The organism is Solwaraspora sp. WMMD792, from assembly GCF_029626105.1.
In the GTDB taxonomy this organism is placed as follows: domain Bacteria; phylum Actinomycetota; class Actinomycetes; order Mycobacteriales; family Micromonosporaceae; genus Micromonospora_E.
The window spans coordinates 6,855,318-6,877,330 of sequence record NZ_JARUBH010000009.1 but is presented as its reverse complement, the minus strand read 5'-3'; the positions used below and the strand labels follow the sequence as shown (position 1 = coordinate 6,877,330).

20 protein-coding genes, 1 tRNA gene and 1 other RNA gene are annotated in these 22,013 nt (G+C 69.2%); 5 read left to right on the top strand and 17 right to left on the bottom strand.

Features of this window, described 5'->3' with window-relative positions; genetic code table 11:
* Positions 1-61: 61 nt before the first annotated feature.
* The 3 genes from O7629_RS32020 to O7629_RS32010 all read right to left on the bottom strand — a co-directional run bounded on the left by O7629_RS32020 (position 62) and on the right by O7629_RS32010 (position 3,179).
* On the bottom strand, positions 62-943 hold the full coding sequence (locus O7629_RS32020) for a carbohydrate ABC transporter permease (RefSeq protein ID WP_278173998.1): 882 nt from the start codon (positions 941-943) through the stop codon (positions 62-64).
* Positions 940-1,731, bottom strand: coding sequence for a sugar ABC transporter permease (locus O7629_RS32015; RefSeq protein ID WP_278173997.1), 792 nt, complete (start codon positions 1,729-1,731; stop codon positions 940-942). Before O7629_RS32015 ends, O7629_RS32020 begins: the two co-directional genes overlap by 4 nt.
* A 164-nt stretch (positions 1,732-1,895) precedes the next feature.
* Complete coding sequence (locus O7629_RS32010) at positions 1,896-3,179, bottom strand: extracellular solute-binding protein (protein WP_278173996.1); 1,284 nt, start codon at positions 3,177-3,179, stop codon at positions 1,896-1,898.
* Between the two features lie 302 nt (positions 3,180-3,481).
* On the opposite strand from O7629_RS32010, the gene O7629_RS32005 reads away from it, so the two are divergent.
* Positions 3,482-4,540, top strand: coding sequence for a LacI family DNA-binding transcriptional regulator (locus O7629_RS32005; protein WP_278173995.1), 1,059 nt, complete (start codon positions 3,482-3,484; stop codon positions 4,538-4,540).
* Positions 4,541-4,849: 309 nt separating this feature from the next.
* Here the strand turns inward: O7629_RS32005 and O7629_RS32000 are convergent.
* Positions 4,850-4,922 (bottom strand) — tRNA-Ala (locus O7629_RS32000).
* 126 nt (positions 4,923-5,048) lie between these two features.
* Entirely contained in the window at positions 5,049-5,639 is a 591-nt protein-coding gene (locus O7629_RS31995) for a YqgE/AlgH family protein (protein ID WP_233606431.1), read from the bottom strand.
* A gap of 199 nt (positions 5,640-5,838) precedes the next feature.
* Here O7629_RS31995 and O7629_RS31990 point away from each other — a divergent pair, with 199 nt between their 5' ends.
* Complete coding sequence (locus tag O7629_RS31990; RefSeq protein WP_278173993.1) at positions 5,839-6,642, top strand: S-methyl-5'-thioadenosine phosphorylase; 804 nt, start codon at positions 5,839-5,841, stop codon at positions 6,640-6,642.
* Here O7629_RS31990 and O7629_RS31985 read toward each other — a convergent pair.
* The 10 genes from O7629_RS31985 to O7629_RS31940 all read right to left on the bottom strand — a co-directional run bounded on the left by O7629_RS31985 (position 6,604) and on the right by O7629_RS31940 (position 15,453).
* Positions 6,604-6,864, bottom strand: a complete 261-nt coding sequence (locus tag O7629_RS31985; protein WP_278173992.1) for a hypothetical protein — start codon at positions 6,862-6,864, stop codon at positions 6,604-6,606. The two genes, O7629_RS31990 and O7629_RS31985, sit on opposite strands and share 39 nt — an antisense overlap.
* A 3-nt stretch (positions 6,865-6,867) precedes the next feature.
* Complete coding sequence (locus tag O7629_RS31980) at positions 6,868-7,848, bottom strand: hypothetical protein (RefSeq protein WP_278173991.1); 981 nt, start codon at positions 7,846-7,848, stop codon at positions 6,868-6,870.
* Positions 7,849-7,972: 124 nt separating this feature from the next.
* Positions 7,973-8,346: a transfer-messenger RNA gene (gene ssrA / locus O7629_RS31975) on the bottom strand.
* A 207-nt stretch (positions 8,347-8,553) separates the two neighbouring features.
* On the bottom strand, positions 8,554-9,030 hold the full coding sequence (smpB, locus tag O7629_RS31970) for an SsrA-binding protein SmpB (protein ID WP_123603705.1): 477 nt from the start codon (positions 9,028-9,030) through the stop codon (positions 8,554-8,556).
* A 152-nt stretch (positions 9,031-9,182) separates the two neighbouring features.
* Positions 9,183-10,058: a permease-like cell division protein FtsX gene (gene ftsX / locus O7629_RS31965; protein WP_278173990.1), complete on the bottom strand. Its 876-nt coding sequence runs from the start codon at positions 10,056-10,058 to the stop codon at positions 9,183-9,185.
* 96 nt (positions 10,059-10,154) lie between these two features.
* The gene (gene ftsE / locus O7629_RS31960) at positions 10,155-10,835 is read right to left on the bottom strand and encodes a cell division ATP-binding protein FtsE (protein ID WP_278173989.1); all 681 of its coding nucleotides are present in this window, start codon (positions 10,833-10,835) and stop codon (positions 10,155-10,157) included.
* Positions 10,836-11,054: 219 nt separating this feature from the next.
* Positions 11,055-12,170, bottom strand: coding sequence for a peptide chain release factor 2 (gene prfB, locus O7629_RS31955; protein ID WP_278173988.1), 1,116 nt, complete (start codon positions 12,168-12,170; stop codon positions 11,055-11,057).
* Positions 12,171-12,215: 45 nt separating this feature from the next.
* A complete protein-coding gene (locus tag O7629_RS31950) occupies positions 12,216-12,731 on the bottom strand; it encodes a PadR family transcriptional regulator (RefSeq protein ID WP_123603708.1) in 516 nt (171 codons plus the stop codon).
* 220 nt (positions 12,732-12,951) lie between these two features.
* Positions 12,952-14,298 (bottom strand): serine/threonine-protein kinase, encoded by a 1,347-nt coding sequence (locus tag O7629_RS31945; RefSeq protein ID WP_278173986.1) that lies wholly within the window; start codon positions 14,296-14,298, stop codon positions 12,952-12,954.
* A 111-nt stretch (positions 14,299-14,409) separates the two neighbouring features.
* Positions 14,410-15,453 carry a hypothetical protein gene (locus O7629_RS31940; RefSeq protein WP_278173985.1) on the bottom strand — a complete coding sequence of 348 codons (1,044 nt, stop codon included), beginning with the start codon at positions 15,451-15,453 and terminating at the stop codon, positions 14,410-14,412.
* A 184-nt stretch (positions 15,454-15,637) separates the two neighbouring features.
* Between O7629_RS31940 and pruA the strand changes: the two genes are divergently transcribed.
* Positions 15,638-17,266, top strand: coding sequence for an L-glutamate gamma-semialdehyde dehydrogenase (gene pruA, locus O7629_RS31935; RefSeq protein WP_278173984.1), 1,629 nt, complete (start codon positions 15,638-15,640; stop codon positions 17,264-17,266).
* A gap of 19 nt (positions 17,267-17,285) precedes the next feature.
* Here pruA and O7629_RS31930 read toward each other — a convergent pair whose 3' ends face one another.
* Positions 17,286-17,786 (bottom strand): hypothetical protein, encoded by a 501-nt coding sequence (locus O7629_RS31930; RefSeq protein ID WP_278173983.1) that lies wholly within the window; start codon positions 17,784-17,786, stop codon positions 17,286-17,288.
* A 108-nt stretch (positions 17,787-17,894) separates the two neighbouring features.
* Here O7629_RS31930 and O7629_RS31925 point away from each other — a divergent pair, with 108 nt between their 5' ends.
* Both O7629_RS31925 and O7629_RS31920 read left to right on the top strand, forming a co-directional pair.
* Complete coding sequence (locus tag O7629_RS31925; protein WP_123603713.1) at positions 17,895-18,122, top strand: helix-turn-helix domain-containing protein; 228 nt, start codon at positions 17,895-17,897, stop codon at positions 18,120-18,122.
* A gap of 122 nt (positions 18,123-18,244) precedes the next feature.
* Positions 18,245-18,895, top strand: coding sequence for an Rv3235 family protein (locus O7629_RS31920; protein WP_278173982.1), 651 nt, complete (start codon positions 18,245-18,247; stop codon positions 18,893-18,895).
* Between the two features lie 65 nt (positions 18,896-18,960).
* On the opposite strand, the gene secA is transcribed toward O7629_RS31920, so the two are convergent.
* Entirely contained in the window at positions 18,961-21,933 is a 2,973-nt protein-coding gene (gene secA / locus O7629_RS31915; protein ID WP_278173980.1) for a preprotein translocase subunit SecA, read from the bottom strand.
* Positions 21,934-22,013: the final 80 nt, after the last annotated feature.

Below are 22,013 nucleotides of genomic sequence, written 5' to 3'. Positions count from 1 at the left end.
GGATGTCCTTGTCGGAACGGTGGTCGCGGCGTCACCGGCGCCCACGGTTGGCAGGTGTACGTCATCGGAGGGAGCCGATGGTCAGCCCGCCTCGCCAGTAGCGCTGCAGCAGCAGAAACGCGGCGATGAGCGGAACGATCGCGACCAACGAGCCGATGACGATGACGTTGAACAGAGCTGGTCCACCGTTGCCGATGGTCGCCGACAGGTACCAGGACCGCAGGCCGACGGTCAGCGGGTAGAGGTTCTGATCACTGAGCATCACCAGCGGCAGGAAGAAGTTGTTCCAGCTCGCCACCATGGTAAACAGCAGGACGGTGACCAACGCCGGTCGCATGGCGGGCAGCGCGACGCTCCGGAACACCCGGAACTCCCCCGCGCCGTCGATGCGGGCGGCCTCGAGCATCTCGTCGGGCACCGAGTCATGAGCGTAGACGCGCAACAGGTACACCCCAAACGGGTTGAGCAACGAGGGCAGGATCACCGCCCACACCGAGTCGACCAGCCCGACCTCGGCCATCAGCAGGTACGTCGGCAGGACCAGGGCCGTGGCCGGCACCATGATGAGGCCGAGCAGCAGCGCGAACAGCGCGTTGCGACCCGGAAAGCGCAGCTTGGCGAAGGCGTAGCCGGCCAGGGCGGCGATCGCGGTAGCCCCGACGCCGCTGGTCGCGGCGTACAACGCCGAGTTGCCCATCCAGCGTAGGTAGAGTCCGTCGTCCTGAGTGAACAGCAGTCGGAGATTGTCGACCAGATGCAGATCGGCGAACCAGAGCGGTTCCGAGCCGAACAACCCGTCGTTGTCCTTGGTCGCCGCGACGAGCAGCCACCAGAACGGCAACAGGAAGTACGCCACGAACAGCGCCATCACCAGGTGCGTGCCGACCGTACCGCGGCTGCGCCGCACCGTCGGCGAGGAGGTCGTCGCGACGGGGGCGCTCATCGCAGCGAACTCCTCTTGCGCGTGGCGAACAGGAAGATGTACGAACCGACGAAGACCACCACGCCGAGCAGGAAGGAAATCGCCGCCGAGTAGTTGTACTGCTGGTACGAGAACGCCTGATTGTAGGCGTAGACGTTGGGTGTGTAACTGTTGGTGATCGCGCCGGGGTTGAGTGGCTGCAGGATGAGCGGCTCGGTGAAGAACTGGAGGGTGCCGACGATCGTGAACACGGTGCACAGCACCAGGGCCGCGGAGATCATCGGTGCCTTGATCCGCAGCGCGACCTGCACCGCCCCCGCACCGTCGATCCTCGCGGACTCGTAGATCTCCCGCGGCACGCCCTGCAGCGCGGCATACAGCACGATCATGTTGTAGCCTGCCCACTGCCAGACGACGAGGTTCCCCAGCGAGGCCAGAACGGTGTCGCCCGCGACGAAGTCGATCCCGGTGAATCTAAACGGTCCGGTGTTCTGGCTGTAGAGAAAGCCCCACATCAGCGTGCCGATGACCACCGGTACGGCGTACGGGACGAACGCCGCCAGCCGCAGCATCCGGGCGAAGCGCGAACTGACGCCATCGACCAACAGAGCCAGGACAAGGGCGAGACCGATCATCACCGGCGTCTGCACGAGCCCGAAGACGAGCACCCGCAAGACCCCCGAGCGGAACTCCGGATCAGCGAAGGCCTGGCGGTAGTTGTCGAACGCGGCGAACACCTCGCCCTGCACCAGCGTCGAGCGGTACAGACTGAGCTTGAACGCGTACACCATCGGTAGCAGCAGGAACACGAGGAGCAGGGTCGCGAACGGTGCGACGAACAACCATCCGACAGCCGCCTGCCGGTCGAACCGGCGTCGGACGGCCGTCCGACGCCGGCCACCACCGGGCACGGTGGGGCCCGTGGGCCCCGTGGCCACCGGGTCGGTGGCCACGGGGAGGGGTCGGATCCGGGTCATCGGGAGACCTGGAATCCTTGATTCGACGCGTACGTGACAAGGTTCTGTTGAACCGTGTCAAGCGCGCCCGGCCAGGAGGTGTCCTCTTCCACCGCCTGTCCTACCGCAGTGGTCAACTGGCTGAAGCTGTAGCTGTTGAACGGACTCCACTGAAATTCTTCGATCCCGTTGTACGCCGGCACAAAGACCTCGTTGACCTTCTGCCCGCCGAAGAACTCGTACTCCTTGGTAAGAAAATAGTCCCACTCCAAGATCGGTGTTGCGGTCGGGAAGAGGAACGCCTCGTCGATCCCGATCTTCCAGGCATCCTTGTCGCTCCCGAAGATCTCCATGGCGACCCGGGTGGCTTCCTCGGGGTGCTCCGTCTGATCGGTCACGGCGAACGACGAGCCGCCCCAGTCCCCTTGGGCGTCGTCCCCGGCGGTCCACTGAGGCAACGGTGCCGCGCGCCACGCGCCGGCCGTCGTCTTCGCCACACTCGCCAGATAGCCCGGACCCCACCCCGCCGCCAGGTAGGTCGCGTACTTCCCGCTGGCCAACCCGTTGTAGAAGTCCGTCGTTCCGTACGCGGTGGTGTCGGCCAGGCCAGCGTCGACCATGTCCTCCCAATACGACATGACGTTCTTCGCAGGCTCACTGTTAACGTTAACATCGATATGCTGCGGGTCAGCCACGTCGTATCCGAACGGCCGGGCGCCGGCCTGCCACATCAGTCCGGTCATAAAACCACCGTCGTTCGCCCCGAAGTCCGTCATGTACTTCTCGGGAGCGGCGGCTTTCAGTTTCTCGGCCTGCTCCCTGAACTCGGTCCAGGTCGTCGGCACGGTCAGCCCGTACTGCTCGAAGATGTCCTGCCGGTACAGCATCGCCATCGGCCCAGCGTCGACGGGAATCGCGTGGACGGCCGCACCGTTGCTGACCTGCTTCCACGCCCAGTCGACGTAGTTGCCCTTGAGATCGTTGGCCCCGTACGCGCTCATGTCGACCAGGTGCCCGGTGAGCTGGAAGGTCGGCAGCTCCTGGAACTCGAGCATCACCACGTCGGGCGCACCCTTGCCAGCCTTCAACGCGGTCTGCAACTTGGTGTACTGGTCCTGGCCGGTGCCTGCGTTGGTCCACTCGATCTTGATATCCGTGTGCGTCCGGTTGAACAGGTCGACCACACCCTGGAACGCCGGATACCACGCCCACACCGTAATCGTGACCGGGCCGTCCTGCTCTTCGCCGCCGTCCGAACCGCACCCCGCCAGCGACAGGGCGGTGACGACCGCCACCGTCACGGCGAGGTGCCGACGTCCTAGACTGGAACTCCTGGCACTCACTGAACTCCTCCGTCGGAGATCGACTGCTTTCGCAGCCGATGCGTGTATGTGCCACCGGGCCGGTCGCGGTGCTGGCACACCGTGACCGGCCACTCAGAGCACGACGTGTCCCGCGTGGCACACGCCGCGACCGGCGCCCGTGGCACATCCAGTATCGTCTTTGCAGCGCTGCAAGACAGCATGCCCGGACCATCGATGGACGGCAAGGGGTAACCTGTTGGAAACCTGCGACGGCCTTCGGGATCGAAAGGAAGGCCGACATGCGGCGGGACGTCACCCTACGTGAGGTCGCTCAACTAGCCGGTGTCTCGAGCCGGACGGTCTCCAACGTCGTCAACGGCTACGCCAACGTCACCGAGCGCACTCGAGCGCGCGTCATGCAAGCCGTCGAGCAGCTCAATTACCGACCCAACGTCCTGGCCCGCAACCTCGCCCAGGGCCGATCCGGACAGATCGCCCTCGTCGTGCCGTACCTCGACACACCGTACTTTTCGGAGCTGCTACAGGGCGTCATCCGGGCCGCTCGCGTGCAGGGATACAACGTACTCATCGACCAGACCGACGGCGACCCCGATCACGAGCGGATGCTCATCAGCCACGGCCGCAGCCGGCTGCTCTTCGACGGCGTCATCTTCAGCCCGCTCGGTCTCGACCAGCAGGCGCTGGCCGACCACGATCCCAGTCTCCCGCTGGTGATCCTTGGCGAACGGACCAGTCAGGGCACGTTCGACCACGTCGGCATCGACGACGTCGAGGCGTCCCGGCAGGCCACCGAACATCTGCTCGACCTCGGCCGGAGGCGCCTCGCCGCGATCGGGGACCAGCCCTACCCCACGGGTGAGGCCGCACAGCTGCGGACCCGCGGGTTCCGCGCAGCGCACGAGCGGCGCGGCGTGACCGTACGTGAGGAGCTCATCATCGCGACTCCACGGTTCAACAGGGCCGACGGGGCCGGCGCGATGCGACATCTGCTCGACCTGCCGCAGCCGCCCGACGCCGTGTTCTGCTACAGCGATCTCGTCGCACTGGGCGCCATGCACGTGCTCACCTCGCGCGGATTGCGGGTGCCCGAGGACATCGCGGTGATCGGCTACGACGACATTGAGGACGGTGCCTACTCGAATCCGCCGGTGAGCACGATCTCCCCCGACAAGGAGTGGATCGCGACAACCGCCGTCGAGCGGCTGCTGCTGCGGATCGCCAGCCGCACACCGCTGCCCGGTGTGGAGCTGCGCGCACCGCACCGACTCGTCGTACGCGCGAGCACGGTCGGGCCGACACGACCGTCAGGCGAGACGCCGACCGCGACCAACCGATAGCCTGCCCGCGATCACGCACCCGTAACGGGGCCGACGATCATCGGCACCACCGCGACAGCGGACGTGGTGCGCTCGGGAACCGACTCCTACCCCTGCTACGGGCCGACCCCCTGCACGTCATGCGCGATCAGCAGCGAACCACAGGCGCGGCGTACCGACACACCAACTCAGATGGGCCGAAAACGAGCTTGCCAGCACATACTCGATGTGTTGGGGTGTCTCACCCAGGTCGCGAGGTGAGATCGAGACGCCCAGGCCAGCGGCATCGACAAGTATCGCTTGAAAATGCCGCTGACCTGCGATTACGGGTGGAGCCGAGGGGACTCGAACCCCTGACCCCCACACTGCCAGTGTGGTGCGCTACCAGCTGCGCCACGGCCCCCGGTCGGCCCGGATCTCCCGGGCACCCGGCAATACTACACACGCCGCCCCGCGCGGTCATCTCGCGGGGTCGGGCTCACGACGTACGGATTCACCGACGTACGGGGCGGCCCGGCGACCCGCGCGGTCAGTTCATCGAGACGTCGGCCGGGAAGTGGGCCACCGCGGCCATCATGCCGCGCTGGCGGCGCAGCACCATCGGCCACAGATCGTCCGGGCGGGCCATGAACGGATCGTCCGGCAGGCCCTCCAGCACGAACCAGGAGCCGGCGTTGATCTCCTCCTCCAGCTGCCCGGCCGACCAGCCCGAGTAGCCGGCGAAGACCCGGATCCCGGAGATCGACTCGGCGAGCGGCCCCGGGTCGGTCGACAGGTCGACGGTGCCGAGCGGGCCGGCGATGCGGTGGAAACCCTTCACCCGGCCGGTCTGGGTACGGGTACGGGCCAGACAGATAGCCGACTCGGGCTGCACCGGGCCGCCCTCGAACAGCACCGACGGCTCCCGGGCGAGACTGCTCCAGCCACCCAGCACCTCGGCGACCGGCACCTCGGTGGCCCGGTTCAGCACCACCCCGAGCGCTCCCCCGGCCTCGTGGGCGACCAGCAGCACGACCGTACGGTCGAAGTTGGGATCCTTGAGCGTGGGCGTCGCGACCAGCAGTTGGCCGGTCATCGACGCCATCGACCGTCCCCCGATCCGCTGACCTTCACCGTGCACCTCGACCTCCCGTACCTGCCCGCGTGGCGCAGTCACGACCCCCACGGTCCGCGCGGACGGCGCGGCGCCGATCCGCCACGGGTGCAGTGAAAGCCATGCCTGGCACCATAGCTTGCTCGACAGCGCCCGGTTAAGGTCTAACCGCGCGGGCGTGGCACGGGCGTTTCCGGCCACCCTGCCCGAAACCGGGAGGGACCTGATGCAGGCGCAGGCAGAGCTGGCGGTGATCGGCGGATCCGGGCTGTACGCGTTGCTGGACAACGCGACGGAGCACCGGGTGCCGACCCCGTACGGTGAACCGTCCGATCCGATCACCGTCGCCGACGTCGGCGGGCGGCGGGTCGCGTTCCTGCCCCGCCACGGCCGTGACCACCGGCATCCGCCGCACCGCATCCCGTACCGGGCCAACATGTGGGCGTTGCGCTCGCTCGGCGTACGCCAGGTGCTGGCGCCGTGCGCGGTCGGCGGGCTGCGCCCGGAGCTCGGCCCGGGCACCTTCGTCGTGCCCGACCAGCTGATCGACCGGACCAGCGGACGGGTGCAGACCTTCTACGACCAGGGTGCGGTGCACGTCAGCTTCGCCGACCCGTACTGCCCGACCGGGCGGTCGGTGCTGCTGCGGGTCGGCGCCGAGCAGGGCCTGCAGCCACGCGACGGCGGCGCGGTGGTGGTGGTCGAGGGGCCGCGGTTCTCCACCCGGGCGGAGTCCAGGTGGTTCACCGCGATCGGCGGCGCGGTGGTCAACATGACCGGCCACCCGGAGGCGGTCCTCGCCCGGGAGCTGGCGCTGTGCTACACGTCGATCGCCCTGGTGACCGATCTGGACGCGGGTGTCGAGGGTGGGCACGCGGTCACCCAGGAAGAGGTGTTCCGGGTGTTCGGCGAGAACACCGCCCGGCTGCGCGGGCTGCTGCTGGCCGCGCTGGCGACCTGGCCGATGGATCGGGACTGCCCGTGCCCGCGGTCACTCGACGGCATCACCCTGCCCGTCGAGCTGCCCTGACGCTGCCAGCACCACCACGGCGGCGCTGATCCCGGCGACGTCGAGGCACATCCGGATCCGGTTGCCGGTCGCCGCGTCACCGGCCAGGATCACCGCCTCCCCGGTGGGGAGGTTCCAGGCTCCGGCCGGTGGGCGTTGCCCGGGCAGGCCCCGGTCGAGCAGTTGGGACATGGTCACGGCAATGTCGTCCGGTTCCTGGCCTGGGCCGTACGGCTGCGGCATGGCTCAGCCGACCGCGACGACGTGCAGCGGGCGACCGGTGAGCGCGTCGAGCACCGTACGGTCGCCGAGCGCCTCGTCGAGGGTCACGGTGACCGGGTGGAACAGCAGTTGGTCGGTGCACTCCTGCGCCGTGCGGGTCACGCCGCCGGCGACCACCACAGAGTCGGCGTACTCCTGCACGAACGGGGTGATGTCGCTGTCGCAGGCGCCGACGCCGAGCCGGTACGCCAGGTCGGTCCCGTCGACGTCGGTGAGATTCTGCGCGGTGACGAACGTGGTCATCCCGGTCGGCTCCGGCACCTGCGGTTCGGGCGCCGGTACGGCGACCGATTCGTCGACGGCGACCCGGGCGACCGGACCGTCGAGTTCGGCGACGTCGAACAGCCAGGCGGGCACCTGTGCCGTGCCCCGGCTGGTCAGCAGGTCGACGGTGCCGAGCGTGGCGGCCGTGACGGTCAACGCCTGGCAGCCGAGCTCACCGGAGTCAGTGACGCTGTCGTCCGGGCCGGGGGTGGCGCTGCCGGCCAGGTCGGTGGCGCTGCCGGTCGGGTCGGGGCCGGGCCGGCCCGCCTCGCACTGCGGCGGATCGCCCTGGCGTAGCTCGGCGTACGCGTCGGCGGCGCTGACCAGCGGCACGCTCAGCGTCCCGTCGGGGAAATCGACGGTGCCGTCGGCGGGTGTCTCGGTCGGCACGGTCAGCTCGGCCCGGTACCACCCGGCGTGGAACGCCTGCTCGGTCTCCGGGGTGAACCCGGGCTCGGCGGGGAGGACGGTGCGGCTCTGCAGGGGTGCGTAGCCGGCCAGCCACTCCTGCCGCCCGCTGGCGGTGCGCCACGCCTCGGAGACCTCGTCGGCGCGCTGCTGGAAGGTCTCCCAGCGTTCGTCGGCGGACCCGCCCGGCCCACCGGGTCCGGTCCCGTCGGTCGGCGCGCAACCTGCGATCAGGATCAGTGGTATGCCCAACAGGGCGGTGAAACGGCGCATGTCGGGTCAGACGCACCAGGTTGGCAGCGGGTTCCCGGACCAACTAGGCGATTGACTACATATAGTGAAGCCGGCCGTACAACGCAGCCGGCCCACCGCCTGGTGGCGGTGGGCCGGCTGTCGTCCGTGGAGGTGCCGGGAATCGAACCCGGGTCCTTCGGCGTCTTGCCAGGGCTTCTCCGAGCGCAGCTCGCTGTGCCTCTACTCGGCCCCATCGATCACGCGAGCGAGTCGATGTGACGGGCCCAGTCGCGTTTGATCTCGCCGCACGAACCCCGCGACCGGGTTCGCTAGGCCAGCCCTCTCACTGATGCCGGTTACTGGGCCGAAGGCAGTCCCAGACCGACAGACTTGCTACTCGCCTCAGGCGGCGAGAGCGAAGTCAGCGCGCTTAGAGTTGGCGCTTATTGGTTTCCGACGACCGATTCACGAGACGACGTCGGCTTCCTCGGCTCGCTTCCCCTGCCGCAACGTACGAAGTCGAAACCAGTCACCCCCTGGTGTGCGGCGCGGCCCAGAGGTGGTCCGCGTCCGTACCGATCCTAACGCCTCCGGCCCCGGGCTTCATCCCGGTTACGGCCAGAAGCCAACGATGACGATCGGCACATTGCCAGGAAGAAGGCATTATACGTCGAATGTCCGGTTATGTCGCTTGCCGGTAGGTCGCTCTACGTTCGCCCCTGCCGCGTGTCTACCCCGCGCTGGTCAGCCCATCCCCTTGCCGCGCCGGCCCACTGCCCGCTGGATCTCCCGGTCGGCGTCCCGCTTGGCCAGGTCCTGTCGCTTGTCGTAGGACTTCTTGCCACGGGCGAGTGCCAGCTCGACCTTGGCCCAGCCGTCGGAGAAGTACACCGAGAGCGGGACCAGGGTCAACCCGCCCTCCCGCAGCTTGCCGAGCAGCCGGTCGATCTCGGTGCGGTGCAGCAGCAGCTTGCGGGTCCGGCGGGGCTCGTGGTTGGTCCAGGTGCCCTGGTCGTACTCCGGGATGTGCATGCCGTACAGAAAGATCTCGCCCTGCCGTTCCTGGGCGAAGGCGTCCACCAGCGAGGCCCGGCCGGACCGCAGCGACTTGACTTCGGTGCCGGTCAGCGCCATGCCGGCCTCGTACACGTCGGTGATGGCGTAGTCGTGTCGGGCCTTGCGGTTCGAGGCGACGACCTTGCGCCCTTTCTCCCGTGGCATGGCTGCCTCCTCTCCGGACCCGGGCGCTGCTGTGCAGACGCGGCGCCGACGGACAACCGCGCCATGGTACCGCGCGACGACGCGCCGGCCGGTACCGGTTTTCCCGGTACCGGCCGGCGCTTGGCGGCAGATCGAGTCGATCGGGTTGAGCGTCAGACCCGCAGGTAGAAGCGCAGCGTCACCCAGGCGGTGATCGCGCTGACCAGGCCCCCGACGCCGGCCATCACCGGGAACATCAGCAGTACGCTGCTCCACTCGATCGGGGTCAGCAGTTCGGTGAGGTCGCGCAGCGAGCCGTCGAGCAGGAACATCTTGCCCAGCACCAGGGCGCCGAAGCCCAGCAGCGAGCCGAACAGGCCGGCGACGACGGCTTCGAGTACGAACGGGGCCTGGATGAACCAGTTGGAGGCGCCGACCAGCCGCATCACGGCGACCTCCCGCCGCTTGCTGTACGCCGCGACCTGGATCGTGTTGCCGACCAGCAGCAATGCCGCCACCGCCATGATCGATGCGGCGATCAGCGCCATGCTCTGCACCGAGCCGAGGATGTTGAAGATCTTGTCGAGCAGCCGTCGCTGGTCGACGATCTCGTCGATGCCCTCGGTGCCGTTGTACTTGTCGAAGATCGCCTGGTATTCCTCCGGATCGACCAGCTTGATCCGGAACGATTCGGGCAGTTGGTCCGGCTCGACCGCGTTGACCAGGTCCGGAGCGTCGGCGTAGAGCGTCTGGAAGCGGTTGTACGCCTCCTCCTTGGACTCGTACGTGACGTTAGAGATCAACGGGTCGGCGTCGAGCGAGCTCTGCAGGCTGTCGCGTTGCTCGTCGGAGACGTCGGACACCAGGAAGATCGAGACCTCGATCTGATCGTAGTAGAAGTCCTTCATCGAGTTGACCTGCAGGTACATCAGGCCACTCGCGCCCAGCATGGTGAGCGACACCGCCATGGTGATGATCATGGCGACGGTCATCGTCACGTTGCGCCACAGCCCGACCATCACCTCGGACAGGACGTATTTCGCGCGCATCGGGTTCCTCTTCCGGATCTGCCGCTGGATGGTGGTACTAGGCCGCCACGTGCCGGTGCCGGCCGACACAGGCCCCGGTGGAGCCGTGGTGGCTGGTTAGCCGTAGACGCCGCGAGCCTGGTCGCGGACGATCCGGCCGGCCTCGATCTCGATGACCCGCCGCCGCATCTGGTTGACGATGTTCGAGTCGTGGGTGACCATCACGACCGTGGTGCCGGTGCGGTTGATCCGGTCCAGCAGCCGCATGATCTCGATCGAGGTGTCCGGGTCGAGGTTTCCGGTCGGCTCGTCGGCGAGCAGCACCAGCGGCCGGTTGACGAACGCCCGGGCCACCGCGACGCGCTGCTGCTCGCCACCGGAGAGTTCGTGCGGGTAGCGGTGCTCCTTGCCGCCCAGACCGACCAGTTCCAGCACCTCCGGGACGACGCGCCGGGCGACCGCCTTGGTCTTGCCGATCACCTCGAGGGCGAAGGCGACGTTCTCGTACGCGGTGCGGTTGGGCAGCAGCCGGAAGTCCTGGAACACGCAGCCGATGGAGCGCCGGAAGTTGGGGATCTTCCAGGAGCGCATGGTCGTGACGTCCTTGCTGTTGACGATGACCTTGCCCTTGTTGGGGGTCACCTCGTGCAGCAGCAGCTTGATGATCGTGGACTTGCCGGAGCCGGACGGACCGATGAAGAAGACGAACTCGCCCTTCTCGATCGCGACCGACACGTTGTCCAGCGAGGGCCGGGACGCCTTCGGGTACGTCTTCGTCACTTGCTCGAGCGCAATCACGGGTGGTGAGTCTACGCGGTGTAACGGCTACGCCAAGTCCAGCCTGATGGCGGATGTCTCCTATGTCGGTAATGCGCGAGGTTTCGTACCAGCAAATCCCCGCGAAACCCAGGAAATCAGCCGTCCGGACCGAACCGACACCACCCGAAATGATGGGCTCAGTCACAGGCCGTACATGAGACTTGAATACGAATAGTAGTTAGGCAACTGCTACCGGTATCAGTCCTCGGCGAGTTCCTGTTGCTTGCGCCAGCGGATGCCAGCCTCGATGAAGGCGTCCAGGTCGCCGTCGAGCACCGCGGTGGGGTTGCCGGTCTCCTGCTCGGTCCGCAGATCCTTCACCATCTGGTACGGGTGCAGCACGTACGACCGCATCTGGTCGCCCCACGAGCCGGCGGCGTCGGTCTTGAGCCCGGCCATCTTGGCCTGCTCCTCCTGCCGCTTGCGCTCCAGCAACCGGGCCTGCAGCACGCGCAGCGCGGCCGCCTTGTTCTGCAGCTGGGACTTCTCGTTCTGGCAGGTGACCACGATGCCGGTGGGGACATGGGTGAGCCGCACGGCCGAGTCGGTGGTGTTCACGCTCTGCCCGCCCGGCCCCGACGACCGGTAGACGTCCACCCGGATCTCGTTCTCCGGGATGTCGATGTGATCGGTCTGCTCGACCACCGGCAGCACCTCGACGCCGGCGAAGCTGGTCTGCCGCCGGCCCTGGTTGTCGAACGGGCTGATTCGCACCAAACGGTGCGTTCCGGACTCGACGCTGAGGGTGCCGAACGCGTACGGCGCCTTGACCGTGAAGGTGGCCGACTTGAGACCGGCCTCCTCCGCGTACGACGTCTCGTAGACCTCGGTGGGGTAGCCGTGCCGCTCCGCCCACCGCAGGTACATGCGCAGCAGCATCTCGGCGAAGTCGGCGGCGTCGACGCCGCCGGCTCCAGCCCGGATCGCCACAAGCGCCTCCCGGGAGTCGTACTCCCCGGAGAGCAGCGTGCGCACCTCCAACTCCTCGATCGCCTTGTGCAACCCGGCCAGCTCGGTACCGACTTCGGCGACCGTGCCGGCGTCCTCCTCCGCCTGCGCCATCTCCAGCAGCAAGGCCGCGTCGTCCAGCCGGGTGCGCAACGACTCCAGCTTGGCGATCTCCGCGTTCGCGTACGACAGCCGGGAGGTGACCTGCTGTGCCCTCGCCTGGTCGTTCCAGAGGTCGGGGGCAGAGGCAGCCTCCTCCAGCTCCGCCCGGTCGCGGCGCAGTCGATCAATGTCGATGACCGCCTCGATCCGGCGAAGCGTGGCGTCAAGATCTTTTAGCTGGTCGGCATAGTCGGCAGTGGTCACAACCGACAACAATACGTCGTGACCACCGACGACCGGCGCCGGTGGTCAGCCCACCGGTGCGGTCTTCAGCCAGGAGAGTGCGGCCTTGTGGTAGGCGACGGCGAACTCGAGCGCGGCGGCCCCGAAGGTGTCGCCGTTCTTCTTCGCCTCGCGTGCCTGCTCGCGGGCCGCGGCCAGCGCCTCGGTGTGGTGCTCGCTCGCGTCCGCGTAGACCGTCTTCAACTGGTCGGCCGTGTGGTGCTCGCCGAACGCCACCCGCAACGCGATCGGGTTACGTACCGAGTCGCGACCCGGGGCGTCGGCCAACCACTTGAGGAACGCGCGCTTGCCGGCCGCGGTGATCGCGTACGGCTGGCTGGACCGCGGCCCGGGCTTGCCGAGCCGGACCAGGCCCTGCTCGGCGAGCACCGGTAGCTCCCGGTACACCTGACTCCTGGTCATCGACCAGTAAGCGCCGAGTCGACGGTCAGCTTCAGCCATCAGCTGCCCGCCTGTCATGGGTCCTTCATGGAGCAGGCCGAGAAGGGCTGCCGCCGTGGGATTGATTCGAACATCCGCCATGCCCTCTACGCTGCCACTTTGTCGCCTCTACGTCCAGGATTTGGCGCGATCCGCGACCAACCGTGTTCTAAAGTGCACTGTCTGTGGACGACGGTCCGGTAAGGAAGATCAATATTTACCATCAGGCAGCAAAACGGACAAAGAATATGTTACCAGCAGCAACATGCCCAGGTGCCGGAACCATTAGTGAAGTTTGAAGCATGAAGTCTACTTCGTCTGACTAGTTCGGAGTGTCCGGTCCGGCCACCCCGGACATCGGCCACTGTGGCACCGGATCCCCGATCCGGAGCCCCAGCTCACCGGGCATATCCTCCGGAGAGCCTGGTAGCTGTCCCGGATCGGACGGTTGCGGCGTCCCGATGGCCACACCAGACCCAGCCGTCCCGCTCGAACCTACCTGGCCGGTGGGACCAACCGAACTCCCCGACGACGGCGTCCCGCCCTGCTGATTTCCCGGGGAAACCGACCTCGGCGATGACTTCGCAGCCGGCGGTGCCGACGGCACCGACGCGTCGGCCGGGCCGATCGGGCCACTGAGCCGACCCGGCGGCGAGCCGGCCCCCTGTCCGGCCGCCAGGGTGAGACCCGTTACCAACGCCGACAACGCGAGCCCCGCTCCGGCCAACCCGCCGAACTGCAGCGCCCGGCGTCGTGGCCGCGCTCCCCCCGGAGCCGCGGACGTGGCCGGAACGTCCCGGGGCCACCAGGTGACCGCATCCGCCGGCAACGCCGGCAACGCCGGCCAGCCGTCGAGTGCCGGCTCCAGACCACGCAGCCGGGGGACGAGCGACCGGGCGGTCGGCCGGTCGGCCGGCCGTGCCGCCAGACACTGCTCGATCACCGGCCACACCGCCGGTGGCAGCCCGGGCGGTGGTACGGGCACACACCGCCGGTGCCGGGCGAGGACCTCGTCGGCGCTCCCGCCACGGTACGGCGTACGGCCGCACAGCAACTCGAACAGCACGATGCCCAGCGCGTAGACGTCCGACGACCAGGTCGGCAGACCGCCACTGGCGATCTCCGGCGCGGCGTACTCGGGGGTGGCCAGGGTGGCCCGGTCCGGCGCCGACGCGTGCCCGGTCCGGGCGGCACCAAAGTCGATCAGCCGCACCCGGCCGCCGTCCGCCGGCGCCAGCAGGTTCGCCGGTTTGACATCGCCGTGCGCGATGTCCCGTTCGTGCAGGTACGACAGAGCAGTGGCGACCTGCGCGGCGACGGCGACCGCGGCAGCCGGGGGCAGCGGACCGTCCCGGCGGATCCGGTGGCGCAGGTCGTCGCCGTCGACCAGGTCCAGAACCAGGGCGGGCAGGTCGCCCACGGCGGTCCGGGCCCGGAGCCGGATCACGTTCGGATGGTCCAGCCGGGACAGCAGAGCGGCCTCGGTGTGGAAGCCCTCCACCAGATCGGGATACTCGGCGGCGTCCGACCGGAGCACCTTCACCGCCACCGGCACGTCGTCCTGCAGATCGTGCCCGTGGTGCACCGCGCCGACCGCCCCACGGGAGAACTGCGCCCCCAGCCGGTACCGCCCGTCGAGCGCCTGTCGCGTGCCGTACTGCCCGTCCACTCCGTCGACGGTAGGTGTGCGGCCGAGGCACGACGGTCACCAAACCGACGCTTGGCACGAACCTGGGAGGGATCCGCGTCACTGTGACGGGAAGTTGTCCGACCGTGGACGTCAGCGGGTGCCGGCCGAGCCCACCGCCGGCTTGGAGCCGACAGCAGGTTCGGGATCCTCAGTCGGCGCGGCATCCGCAGTCGGCTCCGGATCCGGCTGACCGGGCAACGTCCGGCCGAGGCAGATCAACGCGGTGAACGCCGCAGTGAACAGGACGATCAGCGCCGAGTTGATCCGGGCTCCGTCGGCCATGGTCTGGAAGGCCTGGTCGCTTTCGCTGAACGACCGGGCCAGATCGAGCAACTGGGCACCGCCGACCCGGGTGACCACCTCGGCGATCACCAACAGCAAGCCGGGACCGGCCCCGGCGACCAGGTATCCCGGCCAGGGCAGCGGCCGGCCGGACCGGCGTACCGCCCGGTGCAGGTAGCCGAAGGTCACCAGCCCGGCGAAGGCGCCGGCCAGCAGGGCGGTGACCCAGACCAGTCGGGACTGCGCGGCCAGCACGGATCCGGCGGTGTCGGCGGCTCCGAACAGCTCCAGCAACGGCCCCTTGGCAAGTTCCCGGGCGGTCGTCGTGCCGGCGACCGCCAGCGCGCCGGCGGCGGCCGCCGCCGTCAGCAGGCCGGCCCGGCGGTGCAGACCCGTCAACGCCCCGCCGACCGTGGCGCCGGCGAACAGCGCCCAGCCGAGGATCTGGACGGCCGACCCGCCCCGACCGTCGCCGAACACGACGGCGGCGGCGGCACCGACGCCGGTCGACGCTCCGCAGCCGAGGGCGACAAGCAGTCTCGGCACCGCTGCCGCGCCCAGCCACCGGTCCGCCAGTCGGCGGGCCGCCTGGCCGACACCCGCTCCGGCGATCAGCGCCGCGAAGATCACCGCCGGGAGCCCGTACGCGGTCTCGGTCACCGCGAGCACCCCGTCGGTGGACGACCCCAGGGTGCTCAGCACGGAGACGATCAGCAGGGTCACCCAGGCGAGGCTGAGCAGGCCGAGAACGACTGCCGCGCCGACCGAGCCGTCCGGGCCCACCTCGGCGTCGCCAACCGAGCCGGCTGGGCCCACCTCGGCGTCGGGGGCGACTGCGGGTTGGCTGGTCATCGCTGGTGCCCTCCTGGTCGTCGGCGTGCTGTCGCCCGGTGCCGACCAGGGTACGCGGATCGGCGTGCGGGTCAGCCGGGCGTGCGACGATGGGACCCGGACCGCGTCGCCGTGGCCGCCCCACCGGGTGCCCCGACGGGTCCGTCTTTCGCCGACGTTGTCGAGATCACGCCAGGAGCCTGTGATGGACGCCGTTCCCGCCACCCCCGAACCCCGCAACGAACCGATTCGCGACTACGCGCCGGGCAGTGCCGAGCGGGCCGACCTGAGCCGCCGGCTCACCGAGTTGTCGGCCGACCGGATCGAGCTGCCGATGACGATCGGCGGCCGGCAGCGGATGGCGGCGGGCGCGCCGATCGAGGTGGTGATGCCGCACCGGCGCCGACACGTCCTCGGGGTGACCGGTAACGCCGAGCCGGCCGACGCCGAGGCCGCGGTGGCAGCGGCGAAGCAGGCCGCGCCGGGCTGGCGCAACCTGCCGTACGCCGAACGGGCCGCGGTCTTCCTACGCGCCGCCGACCTGCTGGCCGGCCCGTGGCGGGACACGGTGAACGCGGCCACCATGCTCGGTCAGTCCAAGACCGCCTACCAGGCGGAAATCGACTCGGCCTGCGAGCTGATCGACTTCCTGCGGTTCAACGTGCACTTCGGCCATCAGGTGCTGGCCGAGCAGCCCCGGTCCGCACCCGGGGTGTGGAACCGGTTCGACCACCGCCCGTTGGAGGGCTTCGTCTACGCGATCACCCCGTTCAACTTCACCGCGATCGCCGGCAACCTGCCGTCCGCGCCGGCGCTGATGGGCAACACGGTGGTCTGGAAGCCGTCCCCGACGCAGCAGTTCGCCGCTCACTTCACGATGCGGCTGTTCGAGGCCGCCGGGCTGCCGCCGGGGGTGATCAACCTGGTCACCGGGGACGGGCTGGCGGTGTCCGAGGTGGCGCTGGCCGACCGGGACCTGGCCGGCATCCACTTCACCGGCTCCACCCGGGTGTTCCAGCAGCTGTGGCGGACCGTCGGGGAGAATATCGGCCGGTACCGCTCGTACCCCCGGCTGGTCGGCGAGACCGGCGGCAAGGACTTCATCGTGGCGCATCCCAGCGCCGACCCGGCAGCGCTGCACACCGCCCTGGTCCGGGGAGCGTACGAGTATCAGGGACAGAAGTGCTCGGCGGCGTCCCGGGCGTACCTGCCGAAGTCGCTGTGGACGGCCGGGCTGCGGGACCGACTGGTCGCGACGGTCGAGTCACTGCCCTACGGCGACGTGACCGACTTCACCAACTTCGGCGGCGCGGTGATCGACGACCGGGCGTTCGCCCGGCACGCTGCCGTGCTGGACCGGGTCCGCAACGACCCGTCGTGTCAGGTGCTGGCCGGTGGCACGGTCGACGACAGCGTCGGCTGGTTCGTCCGGCCCACCCTGTTGACCTGCACCGATCCCGGGCACGAGGTGTTCAGCACCGAGTACTTCGGCCCGATCCTGGCGGTGTCGGTCTATGACGACGACCAGTTCTGGGACGTGGTGGCCCAGGCCGAGGAGATCACTCCGTACGCGTTGACCGGATCAGTCTTCGCGACCGACCGGCGGGTGATCGACCGGGCCGGCGCCATGCTGCGGTACGCGGCCGGCAACTTCTACGTCAACGACAAGCCGACCGGGGCGGTCGTCGGGCAGCAGCCGTTCGGCGGCGCCCGGGGCAGCGGCACCAACGACAAGGCCGGGTCGAAGCACAACCTGCTGCGCTGGACGTCGCCGCGCACGATCAAGGAGACCTTCGTACCGCCGGTCGACCACCGCTACCCGCACATGGGCTGAGCCGGGCGGGCCGGCCCGGTCACAGCAGCGTCTCCAGCTCGGACACGTCGTACCACTCCAGTTCGTGGTCCTCGGCACCGTCCACGACGAACTGGGCGTCGGGGTCACCGGCGGCGGCCTGCGACACGGCGGCCACCGCCGCCGATACGTCGTCGACCGCCTCGTCGCCGTCGACGTGCACCGCGGCGACCGAGGCGAAGGCGATCGGGCCGGCCAGCGTCACGGTGCTGGAGCCGAGCTCGGCGACCGACCGTTTCAGCGCGTCCGCCGGCAGGTCGACGGCGATCACCACCCGTCGGCGCGGGGCGGCCGGTTCGTCGCGCAGGTGGCGCAGTGACTCCTGGGCGGCGCGGGTGAACGCGACGTACTCCAGCTCCTCCTCGTCACCTTCGACGTACCACTCCCGAAGTGCGGGGGTCACCGTGTGCGCGACGTCGGCGGCGAGTTGGCCGGTGTCGCGGAGCCCGGCGAGCGCCGGCAGGGTGGCCGGGACGTAGACCCGGAGCAGGTTGTCGGACACGCTCGCCCCCCACAGATGTCGTCGCTGATGCAATGTACGCCGCCGGGCGGCCCTGCGGGGCCACGGTGGCACACTGAACCGACCGACGTAGACGAGCCGGGAGTCACCGTGGAGCCGAGGTTCCTGCAGTTGTCCGACGTCGCCGCCGAACTCAACGTATCCGACTCGCAGGTCTATCACATGGTTCGCAGTGGCGAGTTGCCCGCGATCAAGATCGGCGGACGCGGACAGTGGCGGGTGGAACGCGCCCAGCTGGAGGAGTACATCCAGCGCAAGTACGCCGAGACGGCGGAGTGGGTGCAGAGCAACCCGCTGATCGAGCGCGAGCCGGAGTAGTCCGGCAACTACTGATTGTCCGAACGCCGGCATCGACAGACGTTGACGGGCGGTGTCATGCTGGCTTCAAATTGGTCTGCCGAAAGCAAACGAAGGCAAACGCAAGATCAACAGGAGCTCGGATGACTGTCGCGACCCGGATCCGACGTCCCCCCGTCCGACTGCGACCCGCCCCGCCGCTGGACCCGCCGTTCACCGACGAGCCGGCTCAGTTCGACCTGCGTCCCGGTCCCGGCGTACAGCTGGCGCTCGACCTGGCCGGGGCGACACCCGGCGTGGTGGTCGCCGACCGGTCCGCGACCACCGTCGGCCGACCGGCCAACGGGTCGGCCGGTGGCCACGGAGGGCTGCCGCCGGACGCGCTCGCCGGCGCGTCACCGGAGGCCCGCCGGGCCGCGCACCGGTTCCTGGCCGCGAGCATGGAGATCATCAACGGGTTCCGCCCGGCCGGCCACATCCGCCGGCTCGCCGACCCGGCACAGGCGCTCGCGGTCGGCGCGCAGCTGGCCGTCGCCGTCGACCGGGCCCGGAGACCGGACGAACCGGGCCGGGCCCGACGCGGGCCGGCATCGCCGCAGCCGACGCCAATCGTCCGCAGTGGGCGGCGCCCCGTCGAGCTGCTCCGGGTTCGTCAGCTGCGGGTCTGCGAGCCGGTCAGCGGCGTCGCGGAGGCCGTCGCGGTGCTCGGCACCGACGAACGCAGCTGGGCGCTCGCCTTCCGGCTGGAACGCCGGCCAACCGGCTGGTTGAGCACCACGGTCGACGTCGTGTGACCGGGCAGCCGGGTCGAGGGCGGCGCGAGCGGTAGGTCGCCCACGCCGCCGGAGGTCAGCCGGGATCAGGCCCCGGGAGCGCCGTGGCAGCGCTTGTACTTCTTGCCGGACCCGCACGGGCAGGGCGCGTTGCGTGACGGCCCGTTGCTGCTGACGGCCTGGCCAGGGGCGGCTCGGCGGCCGGCCGCCGCCGGCACCGGCGGACCGGCCGCCGGTCGGCTGGCGGCTGGCGGGCGGCCCTGCCCGCCCTGGCCCGGACGCTGGCCTTGGCCCGGACCGCCCTGGCCCGCACGCCCGGCCGGCGGGCCGCCGACGCCCAACGCCGGTGCCTGCTGCACCTGCACCCCGCCGTCGGCACCGGCAGCACCGTCGATGGTGGGCGAGACGTACTGCAGGCCCTGCGGACGCGGTGCCGCGCCGAGGCCCTTGGCACTCACCTGTACCCCGGCGCCACCGTCGGGCACCGGAATCCGGGGTCCGGGCCGCTCCCCCGCCGGCGCGCCGGCACCGTCAGCCGGGGCCCCCGGCTGCTGCACCTGCACCTCGACGTTGAACAGGAAGCCGACCGTCTCCTCCTTGATGCCGTCCATCATGGTGGCGAACATCGCGTAGCCCTCACGCTGGTACTCGACCAGCGGGTCACGCTGGGCGTAGGCCCGCAGGCTGATGCCCTCCTTGAGGTAGTCCATCTCGTAGAGGTGCTCACGCCACTTGCGGTCGATCACCTGCAGCAGGACCATCCGCTCCAGCTGCCGCAACGCGTCGGTGCCGAGCTCCTCCTCACGGCGCTGGTACGCCGCGTGGGCATCCTCCAGCACCTGCGCCCGGAGGAAGTCGGCGTCCACCGCGCTGCGTTCGCCGCCGGCCTCCTCGATCAGCTCGTCGACGGTGATCCCCACCGGGTAGAGCTGCTTGAGGCTGGACCAGAGCTGGTCGAAGTCCCAGTCCTCGGCGTAGCCCTCGACCGTCGCCCCGTCGACGTACGCACCGACCACGTCGTCGATCATCTTGGTGACCTGGTCGTGCAGGTCCTCGCCGTTGAGCACCCGCAGCCGCTCGGCGTAGATCACCTGGCGTTGCTTGTTGAGCACCTCGTCGTACTTGAGGACGTTCTTACGGGTCTCGGCGTTCTGGCCCTCGATCTGCGCCTGGGCGTTCTTGATCTGCCGGGTCACCATCTTGGACTCGATCGGCACGTCCTCGGGGATGTTGAAGCGCTCCATCACCGCTTCGACCGCTCCGGCCCGGAACCGCCGCATCAGCTCGTCCTGCAGCGACAGGTAGAACCGGGACTCACCCGGATCGCCCTGCCGGCCGGAGCGACCGCGCAGCTGGTTGTCGATCCGGCGGGACTCGTGCCGCTCGGTGCCGAGCACGTAGAGACCGCCGACCGCGGAGACCTCCTCGGCCTCGGCGGCGCAGGCCTGCTTGACCTGCGGCATGATGTCTTCCAGCGCTTTGGCGTACTCCTCGGCGTGCTCGACCGGGTCGAGCCCGCGCTGGCGCAGCTGGGCCGCGGCGAGGTAGTCCGGGTTGCCGCCGAGCAGGATGTCCGTGCCCCGGCCGGCCATGTTGGTCGCCACGGTGACCGCGCCCTTACGGCCGGCCTGCGCGATGATCTCGGCTTCCTTGGCGTGGAACTTCGCGTTGAGCACCGCGTGCGGGATGCCCCGGCGACGCAGCAGCTGGGAGAGAATCTCCGAGTTCTCCACCGACACCGTGCCGACCAGCACCGGCTGGCCCACCGCGTGCCGCTCGGCGATGTCCTCGACGGCGGCGTTGAACTTGGCCTTCTCCGTCTTGTAGATGACGTCCGCCCGGTCCATCCGGACCATTTCCCGGTGGGTCGGGATGGTCACCACGCCGACGTCGTAGACCTTGTTGAACTCGCCGGCCTCGGTCTGCGCCGTACCGGTCATCCCGGCCAGCTTGCCGTAGAGCCGGAAGTAGTTCTGCAGGGTGATGGTGGCGAGGGTCTGGTTCTCCTGCTTGATCTCGACGCCTTCCTTGGCCTCGATCGCCTGGTGCATGCCCTCGTTGTAGCGGCGGCCGTGCAGGATTCGGCCGGTGAACTCGTCGACGATCAGGACCTCGCCGTCGTTGACGATGTAGTCCTTGTCCCGCTTGTAGAGCTCCTTCGCCTTGATGGCGTTGTTCAGGTAGCCGACCAACGGGGTGTTCACCGACTCGTACAGGTTGTCGATGCCCAGCCGGTCCTCGACCTTGGCGACGCCCCGCTCGGTCACCGCGACGGTGCGCTTGGCGTAGTCGATCTCGTAGTCGCCCTCGCCGTCCTTGCCGGCCTGCATCCGCTTGACCACGGCGGCGAACTCGCCGTACCAGCGGGCGGAATGCTCGGCCGGGCCGGAGATGATCAGCGGTGTCCGCGCCTCGTCGATCAGGATCGAGTCGACCTCGTCGACGATGGCGAAGTTGTGCCCGCGCTGCACCAGGTCGTCCTTTGACCAGGCCATGTTGTCGCGCAGGTAGTCGAAGCCGAACTCGTTGTTGGTGCCGTAGGTGATGTCCGCCTGGTACGCGGCCCGGTGGTCGGCCGAGGGCCGGTTGGGCAGGATCACGCCGACGGTGAGCCCGAGGAACTCGTGCACCCGGCCCATCCAGGCGGCATCCCGCTCGGCCAGGTAGTCGTTGACGGTTACGATGTGCACACCTTTGCCGGACAACGCGTTGAGGTACGCCGGCAGTACCGAGGTGAGCGTCTTACCCTCACCGGTCTTCATCTCGGCGATGTTGCCGAAGTGCAGCGCCGCGCCGCCCATGATCTGCACGTCGTAGTGCCGCTGACCGAGCACCCGGGCGGCGGCCTCCCGGGCGGTGGCGAACGCCTCCGGGAGGAGGTCGTCGAGGGACTCGCCGTCGGCGTACCGCTGGCGGTACTGGTCGGTCAGCTCCCGCAGCTCCGCGTCGGTGAGGTCGACGTAGTCGTCCTCGATCGAGTTGACGGCCGTGGCGACCGCCTTGAGCCGACGCAACATGCGGCCCTCGCCAGCGCGGAGGACCTTCTCAAGAATCGACACGGATCAACGCTCCCCTAGACGGTGTGCCTCACCATCGTAGGCGCATCAATCGGTACGGCGGCAGTCGCAGCCCGCATCCA